Source organism: Streptomyces sp. NPDC087844 (genome assembly GCF_044742785.1).
GTDB lineage: Bacteria > Actinomycetota > Actinomycetes > Streptomycetales > Streptomycetaceae > Streptomyces.
The window spans coordinates 66,446-82,456 of sequence record NZ_JBIUVD010000021.1 but is presented as its reverse complement, the minus strand read 5'-3'; the positions used below and the strand labels follow the sequence as shown (position 1 = coordinate 82,456).

The 16,011-nt window shown below is 70.9% G+C and carries 16 protein-coding genes; 3 read left to right on the top strand and 13 right to left on the bottom strand.

Going from position 1 to position 16,011, the window contains the following annotated elements:
- Positions 1-7 precede the first annotated feature (7 nt).
- The 4 genes from ACIOKD_RS32250 to ACIOKD_RS32235 all read right to left on the bottom strand — a co-directional run bounded on the left by ACIOKD_RS32250 (position 8) and on the right by ACIOKD_RS32235 (position 3,452).
- Positions 8-778, bottom strand: a complete 771-nt coding sequence (locus ACIOKD_RS32250; protein WP_402091034.1) for a YqjF family protein — start codon at positions 776-778, stop codon at positions 8-10.
- 66 nt (positions 779-844) lie between these two features.
- Positions 845-1,276 carry a hypothetical protein gene (locus tag ACIOKD_RS32245; RefSeq protein ID WP_402091032.1) on the bottom strand — a complete coding sequence of 144 codons (432 nt, stop codon included), beginning with the start codon at positions 1,274-1,276 and terminating at the stop codon, positions 845-847.
- A gap of 125 nt (positions 1,277-1,401) precedes the next feature.
- Entirely contained in the window at positions 1,402-2,931 is a 1,530-nt protein-coding gene (locus ACIOKD_RS32240; RefSeq protein ID WP_402091030.1) for a DEAD/DEAH box helicase, read from the bottom strand.
- A gap of 317 nt (positions 2,932-3,248) precedes the next feature.
- The gene (locus tag ACIOKD_RS32235; RefSeq protein ID WP_107014974.1) at positions 3,249-3,452 is read right to left on the bottom strand and encodes a cold-shock protein; all 204 of its coding nucleotides are present in this window, start codon (positions 3,450-3,452) and stop codon (positions 3,249-3,251) included.
- Positions 3,453-3,790: 338 nt separating this feature from the next.
- Between ACIOKD_RS32235 and ACIOKD_RS32230 the strand changes: the two genes are divergently transcribed.
- On the top strand, positions 3,791-4,864 hold the full coding sequence (locus ACIOKD_RS32230) for a dihydrodipicolinate reductase (protein WP_402091028.1): 1,074 nt from the start codon (positions 3,791-3,793) through the stop codon (positions 4,862-4,864).
- Positions 4,865-4,889: 25 nt separating this feature from the next.
- Positions 4,890-5,369, top strand: a complete 480-nt coding sequence (locus ACIOKD_RS32225) for a carboxymuconolactone decarboxylase family protein (protein ID WP_402091026.1) — start codon at positions 4,890-4,892, stop codon at positions 5,367-5,369.
- 83 nt (positions 5,370-5,452) lie between these two features.
- Here ACIOKD_RS32225 and ACIOKD_RS32220 read toward each other — a convergent pair whose 3' ends face one another.
- Together ACIOKD_RS32220 and ACIOKD_RS32215 are read right to left on the bottom strand one after the other, a co-directional pair.
- Complete coding sequence (locus tag ACIOKD_RS32220) at positions 5,453-7,096, bottom strand: GMC oxidoreductase (protein ID WP_402091024.1); 1,644 nt, start codon at positions 7,094-7,096, stop codon at positions 5,453-5,455.
- A gap of 104 nt (positions 7,097-7,200) precedes the next feature.
- The gene (locus tag ACIOKD_RS32215) at positions 7,201-8,478 is read right to left on the bottom strand and encodes a PucR family transcriptional regulator (RefSeq protein ID WP_402091022.1); all 1,278 of its coding nucleotides are present in this window, start codon (positions 8,476-8,478) and stop codon (positions 7,201-7,203) included.
- Positions 8,479-8,725: 247 nt separating this feature from the next.
- On the opposite strand from ACIOKD_RS32215, the gene ACIOKD_RS32210 reads away from it, so the two are divergent.
- Positions 8,726-9,088 (top strand): hypothetical protein, encoded by a 363-nt coding sequence (locus ACIOKD_RS32210; RefSeq protein ID WP_402091020.1) that lies wholly within the window; start codon positions 8,726-8,728, stop codon positions 9,086-9,088.
- 51 nt (positions 9,089-9,139) lie between these two features.
- On the opposite strand, the gene ACIOKD_RS32205 is transcribed toward ACIOKD_RS32210, so the two are convergent.
- The 7 genes from ACIOKD_RS32205 to ACIOKD_RS32175 all read right to left on the bottom strand — a co-directional run bounded on the left by ACIOKD_RS32205 (position 9,140) and on the right by ACIOKD_RS32175 (position 15,810).
- On the bottom strand, positions 9,140-10,105 hold the full coding sequence (locus ACIOKD_RS32205; protein WP_402091018.1) for a YihY/virulence factor BrkB family protein: 966 nt from the start codon (positions 10,103-10,105) through the stop codon (positions 9,140-9,142).
- A gap of 404 nt (positions 10,106-10,509) precedes the next feature.
- Positions 10,510-11,574 (bottom strand): threonine aldolase family protein, encoded by a 1,065-nt coding sequence (locus ACIOKD_RS32200; protein ID WP_402091016.1) that lies wholly within the window; start codon positions 11,572-11,574, stop codon positions 10,510-10,512.
- A 100-nt stretch (positions 11,575-11,674) separates the two neighbouring features.
- Entirely contained in the window at positions 11,675-12,346 is a 672-nt protein-coding gene (locus ACIOKD_RS32195; protein ID WP_402091014.1) for a TetR/AcrR family transcriptional regulator, read from the bottom strand.
- 177 nt (positions 12,347-12,523) lie between these two features.
- The gene (locus ACIOKD_RS32190) at positions 12,524-12,976 is read right to left on the bottom strand and encodes a hypothetical protein (protein ID WP_402091012.1); all 453 of its coding nucleotides are present in this window, start codon (positions 12,974-12,976) and stop codon (positions 12,524-12,526) included.
- 33 nt (positions 12,977-13,009) lie between these two features.
- On the bottom strand, positions 13,010-13,465 hold the full coding sequence (locus ACIOKD_RS32185; protein WP_402091010.1) for an SHOCT domain-containing protein: 456 nt from the start codon (positions 13,463-13,465) through the stop codon (positions 13,010-13,012).
- Between the two features lie 147 nt (positions 13,466-13,612).
- The gene (locus tag ACIOKD_RS32180; RefSeq protein WP_402091008.1) at positions 13,613-14,980 is read right to left on the bottom strand and encodes a hypothetical protein; all 1,368 of its coding nucleotides are present in this window, start codon (positions 14,978-14,980) and stop codon (positions 13,613-13,615) included.
- A gap of 95 nt (positions 14,981-15,075) precedes the next feature.
- Entirely contained in the window at positions 15,076-15,810 is a 735-nt protein-coding gene (locus tag ACIOKD_RS32175; protein ID WP_402091006.1) for an HdeD family acid-resistance protein, read from the bottom strand.
- Between the last annotated feature and the right edge of the window lie 201 nt (positions 15,811-16,011).

Here is a 16,011-nt window from a genome sequence, read left to right as displayed (position 1 = left end):
ACGGTTCTCAGCGGCGCGGAGGGCCCGTCATCGCGCGGCCGAGGCGGACGGGGACTCCTGGCGAGTACAGCACGCTCACCGGATCCCCTGTCGGCGCCGGCAGGCCGGCCGAGCTGATGAGGTTCTCCTCGCACCGGACCAGCGTCGCGCGGTGCAGCGGCCAGCGTGGATGGTCGTTCGGCAGGAATCCGGCGTCACCGAAGAACGGGTTGTGCATACCCCACCGGGCGGTCAGGAAGTGTTCGAGGCCGGTGGGTTCCGCTATCCGCTGCCCCGGCCTGACGACGAGACGGCTGTACGCGTCCCGTGGGCCCGGCAGGCGCCGCGCGCTGGTGTAGCCGACCGTGTCCTCGCCGGTCCGCAGGGACATGCGGGACCACACGTACGGCAGGCGGAAACCGAGGCGGCCCATGAGCACCGGTACGAGCCGGGACGCGTCCATGGACAGGAAGACCACACCGCGCCGCCCGTACTCGTCGACCGAGTACAGCCGCACGTTGGTCTCCGGGAAGGAGCCGAGGTAGGGCACACCCGGCAGCCGCGACCAGCCCACCCGGTGCATGCGGAAGGCGACCAGGCCGACGTAGGTGACGCCGTCCAGGGTGTCGGGGACGGTACCGGCCGGCAGCAGTCCCTCGACGGCCGCCGTGTCCACGGCCCAGTGCACGAAGGTCAGGTCCAGCCACTGCTGTGTGAGCAGCGGACGGCGGAGTACGACCGGGGCGTCGGGCGTGATGGGTTCCGGCAGGGACGAGGTGATCGACACGGGCGCCAGCATCGCAGGGCCGTGCCCCGGGCATGGTGGGAACCCGTGCCGTGTGACGCGTCTGGCACCGGTGGGGCGTCAGACGTCGGTGGGCAGTCCGCTCACCTCGGCGATGCCGCGCAGCTCCTCGTCCTGACGCTGGCGCTCACCGATGAAGTCGGCGATCTCCTGGCACCGGGCGGGATCGGCCGCGGTGCCCGAGTCCGTCACGACCCTGACGGGTCCGCCGCCCTCGGTCTCGATCTCGACGATCTGGTTGTCCATGCGCCCGGTGACGGCGACGGCCACGACGAGGGACGCCTCGTCACGGACCTCCTGCGAGACCTTGGAGCCCTCCTCACCGTCCAGGCTCAGCTCGATCGGTCCAGCGCGTTGCTCCTGCATCGCTTCGAGCACGGGTTCGACCATGCGCAGCAGCATCGCGTAGTCCGTCGGGGTCATTCGGACACGCAGCAGATCGAGGTAAAGGTCCACGGGGCGGCTTTCCGGCGGAAACTCTGATTCGGTCATGGGACTCGACTTCCCCAATGTGGGCAATGTGATCGCATCTGCTTCCAGAATGGTGGATCTCAGCGTTCACCGCCGCCCGGAGCGCCCGACACCCGTACTGACGTGCGACTACACATACGTGCGAGCTACGCGCCGCGGCGGATCCGGGCGGCCTTGCGGGCCTCCGCCGTCTGACGCGCCTCCGCCGTCCTGCGGGACTCACCACCGGCGCGGCCGGGGCGGGTGCCCATGCCCCGGAAGGGGGCGCCGCCGCGCTGGGGGCGCTCCGCGGTCTGGCCGCTCCCGGCGACGGGGACACCGGAAGGCCTCTGCGCGCCGGTGATGCGGCTCAGCTCGGCCTCGCCGGAGCGGACCTGGGTGACCTGCGGCCTGATACGGGCGTCGGACATCAGCCGGGTCATGTCCCGGCGCTGGTTGGGCATGACCAGTGTGACGACACTGCCGGACTCACCCGCCCGTGCCGTACGGCCGCCGCGGTGCAGGTAGTCCTTGTGGTCGCCGGGCGGGTCGACGTTGACCACGAGGTCGAGATCGTCGACGTGGATCCCTCGGGCCGCGACGTTGGTCGCCACCAGCACGGTGACCGCGCCGCTCTTGAACTGGGCCAGGGTGCGGTTGCGCTGCGGCTGCGACTTGCCGCCGTGCAGGGCCGCGGCCTTCACCCCGCTGCCGAGCAGGTGCTTGGTGAACTGGTCGACGGCGTGCTTGGTGTCGAGGAACATCAGCACGCGCCCGTCACGGGCCGCGATCTCCGTGGCGGTGGCGTACTTGTCGGCGCCGTGCACGTACAGCACGTGGTGCTCCATCGTCGTGACGGCGCCGGCCGACGGGTCGACCGAGTGGACCACCGGGTCGTGGAGGTAGCCGCGGACCAGGAGGTCGATGTTGCGGTCCAGGGTGGCCGAGAACAGCATCCGCTGGCCGTCGGGCTTCACCAGGTCGAGGAGCGCCGTCACCTGGGGCATGAAGCCCATGTCGGCCATCTGGTCCGCCTCGTCCAGGACCGTGATGCCGACCCGGTCCAGACGGCAGTCCCTGCGCTCGACCAGGTCCATGAGGCGGCCCGGGGTCGCGACGACGACCTCGGCGCCGGAACGCAGCGCACCGGCCTGCCGGCCGATCGACATACCGCCGACCACGGTGGCCATCCGCAGCTTGAGGGAGCGGGCGTACGGCGTGAGCGCGTCCGTGACCTGCTGGGCCAGCTCACGGGTGGGGACCAGGATCAGCGCCAGCGGCTTCTTCGGCTCGGCACGCCGTCCGGCCGTGCGGACGAGGAGCGCCAGGCCGAAGGCGAGCGTCTTGCCCGAACCGGTGCGGCCACGGCCCAGCACGTCGCGGCCCGCGAGCGAGTTGGGCAGCGTGGCGGCCTGGATCGGAAAGGGCTCCTCCACGCCGAGGCCGGTGAGCGTCTCCAGCAGCTCGGCGGGCAGGCCCAGTTCACCGAAGGTTTCCACCGCCGGGAGGGCGGGGGTGAGGGTGGTCGGCGGTGCGAACTCACCCTGCACCGCTGCGGGCCGCCGTCCGTTGCCGCCGGAGCGGCCGACGGTGCGACTCTGGCCCGGCGCATGGGACCGGCCGCCGCGGCCCGAGCCGCCGAAGCCGTCCTTGCGGTTGTTTGAGAAACGATCATTCGTACGAGCTGAGCGGTTCATGAAGAACCTTCCTCGATATGGCACGTATCGAGGAATTCTCGGCATGTACGAGCCGAACGAATTGCAAGAACGAGCCGGATGTAAGACGAAAGCAGGCCTGCCCAGCCGACTCGGCACACCGGGAAACGGTGTCGGGCGGCGGGAATCCCCGGAGTGGGAACGGGGCGGATCGAAGGACCCGGATCGGGGGCGCGGAGTGCACGTGAACCGGACCGGCCGTCGGTGGGCCCGCGGGGCGGTCCCGCCGACCTTTGAAAATGCAACAAGCTGGGGCCCCACCGCTAAGTGGGACCCCAGCTGCCGAGCGCGCTACAGCATCAGGCAGGAACGATGTTCTCCGCCTGCGGGCCCTTCTGGCCCTGCGTAACGTCGAAGGTCACCTTCTGGCCCTCCTGGAGCTCACGGAAGCCCTGGGTGGCGATGTTCGAGTAGTGGGCGAAGACGTCGGGGCCGCCGCCGTCCTGCTCGATAAAGCCGAAGCCCTTTTCCGAGTTGAACCACTTCACGGTTCCACTAGCCATGTCATATCCCTTTCGGGGCAGTACCCGGGGGCCCGCACTGTGTGGACCCCTGTGACGCCGCAATTGACCCCGTCCGGAATGGAACGCCGGAAATACAAAAGTGCCCGACGAATACGAATTCGCCTGCGGCACTTGAAGTGTGCGGGAACTACAACTGCAACTGGATCAAGACTATCACGGAGGGCCCGTCAGGCAACGGCACGGCCGCACCGCCGGAAAACCGTTACCTACGGACCGCCGCCCCTCCCGGGGTCCCTGCCGGGAGCGCTCCGGCGGGGACCCCGGGAGGGGCGTGCACGCCTATGGAAACTGACGACTCGTCAGGTTACGCTCCGCGCATGATTCCCACGGTGGTCTGGGGTACCGGCAATGTCGGCCGCGCCGCGATCCGTGCGGTCGAGGCGCATCCGGCGCTCGACCTCGCGGCCGTGCTCGTCCACAGCCCCGGCAAGGTCGGGCGCGACGCGGGCGAGCTCGGCGGTCTCGGCCGGGGCCTGGGCGTCACGGCGACCGACGACATCGACGCCGTACTGGCCGCGGCCCCCCGGGCCGTCGTGTACGCGGCCTCGGGCGACCTCCGGCCCGACGAGGCGCTGGCCGACCTGGGCAGGGCGATCCGCGCCGGTGCCGTGGTCGTCACCCCGTCGCTGTATCCGCTCTACGACCAGCGCAACGCCCCGCCCGAGTTCCGTGACCCCGTGCTGGCCGCCATCGCCGACGGCGGCGGGTCGCTGTTCGTCTCCGGCGTCGACCCAGGCTGGGGCAACGACGTACTGCCCCTGCTGATGAGCGGTCTCGGCACGGTCGTCGACACCATCCGCTGCCAGGAGATTTTCGACTACTCCACGTACGAGCAGGAGGAGTCGGTGCGGTTCCTGGTCGGGATGGGGCAGCCGATGGACTACGAGCCGCTGATGCTCGCCCCGTCGATCCCGACCATGGTGTGGGGCGGACAGATACGGCTGATGGCCAGGGCTCTGGGCGTCGAACTCGACGAGATCCGCGAGACCCTGCAGCGCCGCCCGCTCGACGCCACCGTGCGCACCCGGACGATGGGCGAGTTCGAGGCCGGCACCCAGGGCGCGGTGCGCTTCGAGGTGCAGGGTGTCGTCGGGGGCGAGCCCCGGATCGTGATCGAGCACGTCACCCGGATCCATCCGTCCTGCGCACCGGACTGGCCGGTGCCGCCGAACGGCGACGGGGCCCATCGCGTGATCATCGAGGGTCGCCCGCGCATCGAGATCACCGTCGAGGCGACCGACGAGGGCGAGAACCGGTCCGCTGGCGGGAACGCCACGGCGGTCGGCCGGCTGGTGGGCGCGATCGAGTGGCTCGTGGACGCGGAGCCGGGACTGTACGACACGCTCGACGTCCCGCTGCGGCCGGCGGTCGGAAGGCTCGGCAGGAAGTGACACGGCGCACGCGAAGGAGTCCCGGATGGACGTCGACATTCCCGAGGGCAGGAACGCGATCGAGTACGTGTGGGGCGAGATGGTCCCCGGTATCGGGCCCGCCGCCGCGAACTTCTCGCTGGCCGTGTACGCCCACACGACGCTGGGACTGCGCGAGTTCGAGGCCGCGCGGCTGCGGATCGCGCAGATCAACGGCTGTCTCTTCTGCCTCGACTGGCGGACCGAGCGGGACGGGCTCAAGGTCGAGGAGGAGTTCGCCGACGCGGTGGCGAAGTGGCGCACGACCGACGCCTTCGACGAGCGAACCCGGCTGGCCGCCGAGTACGCCGAGCGGTACGCCCTGGACCATCACGGCCTCGACGAGGAGTTCTGGGACCGGATGACCGCCTACTACGGCCAGGCCGAGATCGTCGAGCTGACGATGAGTCTCGGCTCGTGGCTGGCGTTCGGGCGGCTCAACCGGGTACTGGGGCTGGACGCCATGTGTGTGCTGCCGGGGCACTGACTACGGGCCCGCCGATCCGGGACCGTCCGGTGGTCCGGGCGGCCCCGGTTCCGTGTCCGAGTCCGTGTCCGTGTCCGTGTGCGCTACAGGTCCGCGGCGATGATCGCTTCGATGTTCCGTTCCGCGAGCGCCGTGATGGTGACGAACGGGTTGACGCTGGTGTTGCCCGGGATGAGCGCGCCGTCGATGACGTACAGACCCGGATGCCCGTGCAGGCGGCCGTAGTTGTCCGTCGCCTTGTTGAGCACCGCGCCCCCGAGGGGGTGGTACGTGAGGTGGTCGCCCCAGATCTTGTAGGTGCCGAACAGGTCGGTCCGGTAGATCGTGCCCTCCTTGGCGTTGATCTTGTCGAAGATCGTCTTGGCCATGTCGATGGACGGCTGCTTCCAGGCCGTCTGCCAGTCCAGGCCGACGTTGCCGGTGCCGGCGTTGTACGAGAACTGGGCGCGGTGGGGGTTCTTGGTGATCGACAGATAGAAGGAGGCGTAGGTCTCGATGCCGGTGGGCAGGGGGGCCACCTCGGCGAACGCGCCACCCGCGGCCCAGTTGTCGATGCCGGAGCACGGGATGGACGACTGCACGGCCCCCGTGGGGTCCCACAGATGGTTGGCGCGGCCGCACATCACGTTGCCGTTGTCCCCCCAGCCCTTGCCCACCTCGCTGTTGAGGCCGGGCAGTGCGCCGGTGGCCTTCAGCCTGACCAGGAGCTTGCTGGTGCCGACGCTGCCGGCCGCGAAGAACACCCGGTCCGCGGTGACGGTCTTGGTGGCCGTGGTGCCGCCGGTCGTGTTGAGCTGGTCGATGACGACCGTGTAGCCGCCGCCGGGGGCCGGGGCGACCGAAGTGACCTTGTGCAGTGGTGAGATCGAGACCCGTCCGGTCGCCTTCGCCCTGGCGAGATAGGTCTTCTGCAGGGACTTCTTGCCGTAGTTGTTGCCATAGAGGATCTCGCCCGCGAGTGCGGACTTCGGTACGGTCCCGGCGGCCTCCTGCTCCATGTAGTCCCAGTCGTACACGTCGGGCACGAAGACGAACGGGAAGCCCGAACGCTGGGCGTGCTTACGGCCGACCCGCGCGTACTGGTAGCAGTCGGCCGTCTCGAACCAGGCCGGGTCGACCGTGCCGACCCCCAGACCCGCGTTGGCGCGCGGGTAGTGGACGGAGTACATCTGTGCGGCGTCGACCGACGGCAGGACGGCGGCGAAGTTCTCCCGCTTCGGAGTGACCGCCATGCCTCCGTTGACCAGCGAACCGCCGCCCACGCCACGCCCCTGGTAGACGGTGATGCCGCCCATCTCCTCGGCGTCCAGGATCCCCGTGTAGCGCGGGACGTCCTTGTCGATGGGGAAGCCGAGGAAGTTGCTGAGCGGCTGCTTCGTCCTGGTGCGCAGCCAGTAGGACCGGTGGTCGGGACTCGTCGTGTTGGCGAAGATCTTGCCGTCCGAGCCGGGGGTGTCCCAGGCCATGCCCATCTCGACCATGTGCACGTCGACGCCCGCCTGGGCCAGGCGCAGAGCGGCCACCGAACCGCCGTATCCGGTGCCGATCACGAGGGCGGGCACGTGCGCCCCCGGTTCGATCACCGCCGCCGCGACCGCGGTGGCGGCATGCGCCGGGCCCATCTGCCCGGCGAGCGCGGCCGAGCCAAGAAAAGAACCAGTTCCAGTAATGAATTTTCGCCGGGTCACACCTCTCAGGCCTGTCCCACGTGGGGAATCGTCGTTCATGCGCGGCTCCTCACTCTCCATAGAGTGAAACGGGTTCTACTGGCACTCCCGTGAGAAGTCACGCCATACCCTGAGGTAACTTTCAGACGATCACATACGGGGCATCAGGCGTCGCGCAGCAGGCGCCGGGCGGTCAGCGCGAGGCTGAACTCGACCATGTCCGCCGGGCGGGCGAGCGACCGTCCGGTCAACTGCTCGCACCGCTTCAGCCGGTTGAGGACGGTGTTGCGATGGCAGTACAGCCGGACACTCGCCCGCTGCGCCGAGCCGTCGCAGTCGAGCCACGCAGATAGTGTGTCCAGCAGGATGTCGCGGTCGGACGGCTCCAGACGCAGCAGCGGCCCCAGGACCTTCTCGGCCAGCGCGCCGCCCAGCTCCGGGCACGACATCACGAGGGCGGCCGGCAACTGCTCGGTCAGCCGTACGGTGCCGCCGTCGTCGGCGCACATGCTCAGGGCCATGTCCGCCAGCCTGCGGGCGTCGCCCACCGCGGCGAGGCCCGCCACGACGGGCCCGACACCGACTCTCGTCCCCGCGGGCGCGCTCAGTCCCACCGTCGGCTCGTCCTGGTCACCGTCGTCGTCGCCGACGAGGACGATGCAGTGGTCGACCTCCACCCCTGTGTGCCAGTACACGCGCACACCGGCCGGGACGACGGCGCCGGGCACGGACGTGCGGCCCGCCTGGCGTCCGCCCGCGACGGCGATCACCGCGTACCGGCCCTGTTCCGGCAGGTCCAGGGCCTCCGCCGTCTCGGCGACGTCCGCGATCCGGCTCGTGCCGTCCAGCAGGGCGGCGGTCAGCAGGCGCACCCGGTGCTCCTGGCGCCAGGCGTGCTGCCGTTCCACCTTGCGGTAGACGTCCGCCACGAGGGTGCAGTGCTCGTCGACGAAGTTCCACACGTCGGCCGCCACGTGGACGAGCAGGCGGACGTCCTCGGGGGCGGTCCGCGAGGTCTCCTCGACCAGCGACTGCCAGATCAGGGACCCGCCGAGCCGGAAGGCGTGCAGCAACGCGTCCAGCGGCAGCCCCTGTTCGGCACGCGAGGCGCCGATCTTCCAGGAGCAACGCAGGGCGGCGTCCCGGGCGCTGCGCGGGTCGAGCAGCGAGCTGACACTGTGCCGGAGCGACCGGTGCGCCTCCTGCCAGGTGCCCGCGGGATCGCTCTCCAGGGTGCTGCGGTAGGCGGGTTCCTGTTGCCGCAGCGCCGCCACCAGCCGGTCGGTCAGCTCCGGAAGGTCGTTCAGGAGCACCCGTGCCGACCGGTGCAGCACACGAAGAGCGTCGGCGTCGATCAGCGAACGGACCTTCGGCGCATGCGACAGCGCGGCGGACGGCGGTCCGTGACCGAACTCGGTTCGGGACCGTAGGGCTTGCTGCATCGCGTTCTCCCGGGGCGTCGGCTCGTCTGCTCCGTGGCGGTGCGCTCACAGCGGTCCGTGCACGGCCGCCTGTCGGCCGCGGTTCCCTGCGATGGTCGGCACCTGTCTCGTCCTGCCCCGTAGAATGACATACCGTCCAGTCGGTCCCTAGGGTTCTGCGTCGTTCTTTTCCATCGGCTCGTGACAGGCGTCCTGCGTGCCCCCGGGTTTTGGGGGCATCCGGGAGCCGAACGGGAGGAGATGTGTCATGCATCTGGCACGTGGAAGCGGAGGGGACCCCGAAGGCTGGCTCTGGGCCCTGGGCGCCCTCGCTCTGTACGCGCTGATCAGCTACGCGCTGGCGTACCGGTCACGCGCCCGGCGCGGCTCGGGGCAGCCGGCCCACGACGCCCTGCACGACCTCAAGGACCGGGAGGAGCCGCAGAACCCCCGGCAGCGTTTCGTGAGCCGCACGATCATGCTGTGCGGAGGGGCCCTGACCGGTCTGGTCGCCTTCACCACCACGGGCGCGGTGCGCGTGGGGGCGGTCGCGGGCACCGCGGTCGTGGCGGTCGCCGTGTGGGCGTACTACGACCACCGGACCGAGAACCCCGCGGCTCGGCGGCGGTGACGTGCCGCCGGGCGCAGTCGCCGCGCAGGGGGCCCTTCGTCGTCCCGCGGGTCAGGGGCCGGAGCCCGGATCCGGTTCCACGGCGGCGGTGATGCCGGCACGCGCGGCTTCGAGCTGGGCGGCGAACGCGACTCCGAGGAAGAGCGCGACACCGGTGAGGTTGGCCCACAGCAGCAGGGCCACGAACGCGGTGAGGGGGCCGTAGACGGCACCGAACGACCCGCTCCTGGCGACGTAGAGCGCCAGGAGCCAGGTGGCCGCGACCCACAGCACCAGATGGACCGCCGAGCCGAAGGCCAGCCAGGTGTAGCCGGGCTGGTCCCGGCGCGGGGCCCAGCGGAAGATCACCGCGGAGGCGACCCACACCAGCACCACGCCCAGGGGCACTTCGAGCGGTCCCCACCAGTCGAGAGCGTCCCGGGACCAGCCGAAGGTCTCCACCACCGACTCCCCCACCGCGTCACCGGCGACGAGGACGACGAATCCCAGGACGAGGGGCATGCCCGCGGTGAGGGCGAGGAGCAGGGACCGGCCGTACTTGGTGAGGAACGGCCGGTCGCGTTCGATGCCGTAGATCCGGTTGGCGCCCCGCTCGACCTGGCCCATCGCCGAGGTCAGGTTGAGTACGGCGAAGGCCAGGCCCAGCCACATCGCGAGGGCGCCCCAGACACCGGACCCGGCGCTGCGGGCCGTCTTGTCCAGGGCCTCCTCGACCAGATCGGCGCTGGCACCGGGCACGATACGGCCGAGGGTGAGCTCGATGATCCGTCCGATGCTCTCGGTGTGGACGGTCGTGGCGACCCCCACCAGGGCGATGGTGAACGGCACCATGCCGAGGACCACCTGGAAGGCGAGGGAGCGCGCGTTGGTGAAGCCGTCGGCGTAGCGGAAGCGGGCGAACGCGTCCACCAGGAGGCGCCTGCCGCCGTAGCGGCGCAGCGCGGTGAGTGCCTCGTCGCCGGAGAGTTCCTCCCCGATCATGTCCCGTGTCTGCGGGACGTGCACGGCGGTACCCATCGCGTATGTCTCCTCATGTCGTTCGTCCGGCGACCGGAGCCGGGCGGGAGATGATCGCACACACATTCAGCCACGTCCGGCGCGGCCCGGATCCCGGTCGCCTCCGCCATCATGGGGCCGATGCCGTCCGGGCCGCGTATCGCACCCCCACCCCCCCCGGCTCCCGCGTTCCCGGCATGCCGCACGGCACGCCGGCGCACCCGGTACCCACACCACACCACAGCGGATTCGGACACGTATGGGAATGATCGACGCACCGCCGCACGCCCTCCCGGAGGCGGTCTCGTGAGCGCGGCCCGCATTCCCGGGCTGATCCTGCCCGTCGCCTTCCTCTGCGCCTTCGTCGCCGCCGGCTTCTGGTACTGGCGTCATCGCGGCGACTGAGACCGGCCGGGACCGGCGGATCAAGCGGCGTACCGGCGGATGTCGTGGAGCAGGTCGTCGATGCTCTGCGGGGTCGTCGCGAAGGAGGTGACGAAGCGGACGACGCCGGGCTCCCAGCGGTCGTGGTAGAAGGTGTAGCCGTCGGCCAGCAGCCCCTCGGTGACCCGCTGGGGCAGTCGGCAGAAGAGGATGTTGGCCTCGGCGGCGCCGAGGAGGTCGACCTCCGGTACGGCCTTGACGCCGTCCTGGAGGCGGGCTGCCATGGCGTTGGCGTGGGTCGCGTTGCGCAGCCACAGGTCGTCCGTCAGGTACGCGTCGAGCTGGGCGGCGTGGAAGCGCATCTTGGAGGCGAGCTGACCGGCCCGCTTGGCGCGGAAGCTCAGTTCGGCGGTGAGGGAGCGGTCGAAGACGACGATCGCCTCGGCGGTCATCGTGCCGTTCTTGGTGGCTCCGAACGACAGCAGGTCGACACCGGCCCGCCAGGTCAGCTCGGCCGGGGTGGCACCGAGGGCCGCGACGGCTCCGGCGAAACGGGCGCCGTCCATGTGGAACCGCAGGCCCGGCTCCTTGACGACGGAGCCGAGGGTGCGCAGCTCGTCGAGGGAGTAGACGGCACCGGTCTCGGTGGCCTGGGTGACGCTCACCACGGAGGGCTCCACGCTGTGCACGTCCCCGGCCTTGTTGCGGACGGCCGCGCGGAGTCCGTCCGCGTCGATCTTCGCGTCGTCACCGCCGAGGGGGACGAGCTTCGCGCCCGCGGTGTAGAACTCCGGTGCCCCGCACTCGTCGTTGTTGATGTGGCTGTCGCGGTGGCACAGGACGCTGCCCCAGGGCGGGGTGAGCGCGGCCAGGCTCAGGGCGTTCGCGGCGGAGCCGGTGGAGACGATCAGAATGTCGACGTCACGTTCGAAGATCTCGGACAGCTTGCCGCGGACACCGGCCGTGATGCCGTCCGACCCGTAGGGCGAGGCCGGTCCCGAGGCGGCCCGGACCACCGCTTCGACTATCTCCGGGGAGGCCCCGGCGGCGTTGTCGCTGCTGAACGTACGGGCGGCGGTGGGAGTGGCGGTCGTGCTGTTGCTCATGCCGTGGGTCCTGACTCTTCCGTGGAGTGGCGTGCGGGGGTGAGGGGCGTGGGTGGGGCGGCGGGAAGGGGATCGGCGGTCCGGGGGACCCGCGATGCGCTCACAGCGGCGGGCCGTCGCCGGTGGTCGGCGCCCGTGCCGGGTCGGCGGCGGTGACGAGCTGGCGCAGGGCTCCGTAGTAGACCTCGTGGTCGGTCAGGACGGGCAGGATCGCCGCCACGTCGCCGGTCAGCGCCGGGTAGTCCGCCGGGTCGAGCGAGGCCAGTGCGGTACGGGTGAGCGCCTGCGTGGCCCTGGGATCGCGGTGGTCCACGAAACTCGCGCTGCCGAGGGTGAGCAGGTAGATCCTCCGGTAGACGGTGATCGCCTCCTCGTGGCTCATCCCGGCCGCGAGGCTGTCGGCGAGCTGCGGCTCGACAAGCCGGGCCAGCAGGTTCGGACCGAGCCAGGGGCGGGAGCCCCGCAGCGCGACCAGGCCCGGATGCGCCGACAGCAGGCGGTACAGAGCGGTGAACCGCGTCTCGGTGGCTTCGGCCCAGCCTGTGCCCGGCTCGATCTCGGGCAGCCGGGCGGCCAGGTGGTCGGTGCACAGGTCCAGCAGTCCGGCCAGGTCGGTGCAGCGGCGCTGGAGGGAGGCGAGGGAGATGCCCAGCCGGGCGGCCAGCGCACGGAAGGTCAGCGCTTCGGGGCCGGCCTCGTCGACCAGCCGCAGGGCGGTCCTCGCGATCCGGTCGGGGGTCGCTCGGTCCAGGGACGGTGAGTTCCGTGGCATTCGTGTCAGTGTACGGTACGCCGTACCGGACGTGTGGAATGCCGTATCGGACGGGCGGGATGTCATATCGGACGCGAATGACCCGGTCGCTTCCCCGAAGGGGCGACCGGGTCACGCACGTTCGAGCGCCTGCGGTCCCGGCACGGGCCGCGGATCACCGCCGGTGCCGGGGCTCCTTCACAGGTTCCGTGGCGGCGTCGTGAACGACTCGTCGAAGTCGTCCTGCCGGACGACGCTCAGGGCCCAGATGATGAAGCCCGAGAAGGCGATCATCACGATGGACCAGACCGGGTAGTACGGCATGGAGAGGAAGTTGGCGATGATGACGAGGCCGGCGATGACCATGCCGGCCACCCTCGCCCAGGTCGACGCCTGGAAGAGTCCGATGCTGACGATCACGGCCGCGACGCCCAGGGCGAGATGGATCCAGCCCCATGAGGTGAGGTCGAACTCGAAGACGTAGTTGGCGGTGTTGACGAAGAGGTCGTCCTCGGCGATCGCCATGATTCCCCGGAGTATGTCGAGCACCCCCGCGATCATGAGCATGATGGCCGCGAAGACCGTCAGGCCTTCGGCCCAGTGCCGTTCGGCCGGGTTTGCGCGTGGGTGACCGGTGTGTGTGGCAGTCATACCGATGCCTCGTTTCAGTGTCGTGCGATGCCGTCAGCGACCGGCCGCCGCGTGCGCGGCGCCCGTCCGGGCCGAGGTGCCGGAGCCGCTGAGCACCAGCTCCTTGGCCCGGTGGAACTCCTCCTCCGTGATGTCGCCGCGAGACTTGATCTCGGACAGCCTGGCGAGTTCGTCGACGCTGCTGGGCCGGTCCGCGCCCCGGGCCGTGTCCCGGACGTACGACTCGAACGCCTCGTGCTGTGCGCGCGCCTGCGCGACCTCCCGGTGGCCCATGTTCTTGCCACGGGCGATCACGTAGACGAAGACCCCGAGGAACGGCAGGAGGATCACCAACGCCAGCCAGCCGGCCTTGCCCCAGCCGCTCATGTCGTCGTCCCGGAAGATGTCGACGACGATCCGGAACAACAGGACGAACCACATGATCCACAGGAAGAAGACCAACATGGACCAGAAGACACTCATGAGCGGATAGTCGTAGGCGAGGTACATGACTTTCCTCCGTCCTGGGCTTTCACCCAGCCGTTTTCCACCTTTTTCAGCGTGCCCGGGTCAAAGGGCCGTCGGCTCACCCGGAGAGGGTGAGAGAACCGGACGCGGGCCGCTCGGGACGGGACTTCAGGGCGTCCCGGCCACGGTTCAGGGAGCGACACGGCCGGAGGCCCTGCCGCCCTCGGGCGGGGCGGACACCGCGACGGCGACGAGCACCGCCACCGCGGCCAGTGCCACCAGGACCAGGGCAAGGACGAGCGCCACGGAGCCGACCGTCGGGTGGTTCCACAGCACGAGGGCCAGGGCACCCGCCCCGATGACGATGCCGGTGGCCCACGACCGGCGGGCGGCCAGCCGGCGTCCCACGGGGCCGACGCGCACACCCGCCCGGCTCAGCGCCCGCCCGGCCGCGCCCGCGCCACGCCGGGACGCGTTCCGCACGCCGACGGCCGCCCGCCCCGGACCGTACAGATACGCGGCCAGTGCCGTGACCAGCGCGACGACGAGCAGGGTGCGCGTGCTGTCGCGCAGGAAGCGTACGAAGGTGTCGAAGATCGCCGCGGCGGCGTCCGGAGGCAGCGTGACGGCCGGGACCGTGTCCAGGTACGCCCGGCGCAGGACCGCCAGCGCGATGAGCAGCGCCACCATCATCACGCCGGTGCCGAGAGCCGTGATCAACAGCATCAACCGGTGTCGGGGGGCGGTCCACACCGCCAGGGCCGCGAGGGCGACGGTGAGCACGGGCAGCCACGTACCGACGATGTCCAGCACCCGCATCGTGTCCTGCGCCCTGGCCAGTTCCTCGGTGCGGAACAGGGTGACGGTCCGGTCGCTGTCCGGGATGGCGGCGGCCTTCTCGAAGCCCTGGTCGACGAGGCGTTGGCGCACCTGGTCGACCACCGCGCCGATGTCCAGTTCGACGGCGTCGTCCGTGGCGCGGACGGCGCCGTGCCGTTCCCCGGTGAGCATGCCCACCACGGCGGCGTGCGCCCGCCGGTTCGATCCCTCCCACGCCTGCTGGAAGAGGTCGCTCGTGACCACTCGGTCGACGTTGCGCCGTACGACGGTCTGTACCGCGGAGGTCAGCGGCCCGGTCAGGGCCTCGGAGCCGGCCACCACGCGCGGCGGCGCCCCGGCGTCCGCGAGCACCTTCGTGAGCGAGGCCGTCACCGCCTCGACGTCCACCTGCCGCACCACACGGTCGGTCAGCCGGTCGGTCACCACCTTCCGCACGGCGGGGTCGGAGGCCAGCGGCGCGACGGTCGCGACGTACCGGTCGGTGTCGGAGACCGTGTCGTGCACCCAGGCCGCGACGACCGCCAGGGGCGCGAGCAGGAGGGCCGCCAGGAGAAGGACCGACGCGCCCAGCCTGCGTACCCGCCGGTGGCGCAGGGTCGCGGCCCGGCGCAGCCGCTCGTACTCCGAGCGTTCCTCGGGGCGCAGGACACGACCGGTGTCCTCGGCCCCGCCGGAGTGGGACGGTACGGCGTTGCTGTCCGGGACGTCCGGGACCATGGCTCCTCCTGGGAGGGGTGCACCCCGGCAGCGGCGCGCTGCCGGGGTATTGCGGGGGCTGCGGCGGTCCGGCGACGAAGGAGGTCGGGGAGGTGTCAGTCGGTCCCGGCGGGTTTAGCGGGGCTCGCGGGGTCCGGGTGGCTCGTGGGCCCGGTGGGGTTCGCCGGCTCGGACCGGCCGGCCGGGGCTCGTGGACTCGTGGCGCGCCCCTTGCCGAACGTGGCTCGCCAGGCGAAGGCGATCGCCACCTCCACCAGTCCCAGCAGGACCATCCACAGGCCGAGCAGCCGGGTCAACGCCTGGGCCGACTCGGTCGGCAGCGCCAGCACCACGATCCCGGCGAGGATGCCGATCACCGCCGCGCCGAAGAGGAAGCCGCGGTGGGGCAGGCCCTTGGCGACGATGGCCGTGTAGAGGGTGAGGATGCCGGACACCAGCCAGACGACCCCGACGATCAGCGAGAGCGCGGCGATCGTCTGCAGCGGGTTCCGCAGGCAGAGCACCCCCGCGAGGACGTACAGCACCGCCAGGAGCAGTCCGGGCAGCCGTTCGCCGAGGTCGTCGCGGGCGAAGGACGAGACGAACCGGAAGCCACCGGTCACCAGCAGGTACAGCCCGATCAGGACCGCGAGGACGTGCAGCGTCTCGTCCGGCCAGACCAGTACGAGGATGCCCGGCACAAGGGTGGCCACCGCCGAACCGAGGATCCAGGTCCAGGAGTGACCGAGCTTCGCCAGCACCTCCGCCGGATCGGCCGACGACCCCTCGGCCGCCCCGGCGGAGCGGTACGCCTGTCCGGAACGCGGTGCCGCCTTACCAGACACGGTCATGGCTCCTCCTCGCGCGGTCGAAGAGCACCGCGGACGGACCGCCACCCGGCCGGTGTGCGGTGACTTGGACCGTCAGCGTCGCGCCCTGCCGGTGGGGGGGGGTCACCCCCCGCGGGGGTTCCCCCCCCCCCCGAGGGGCGCGGAGGTGGAGAACGCAGACGTGCGCCCGCACCCGGCGGCACGGACCGCACCGCAGCCCCG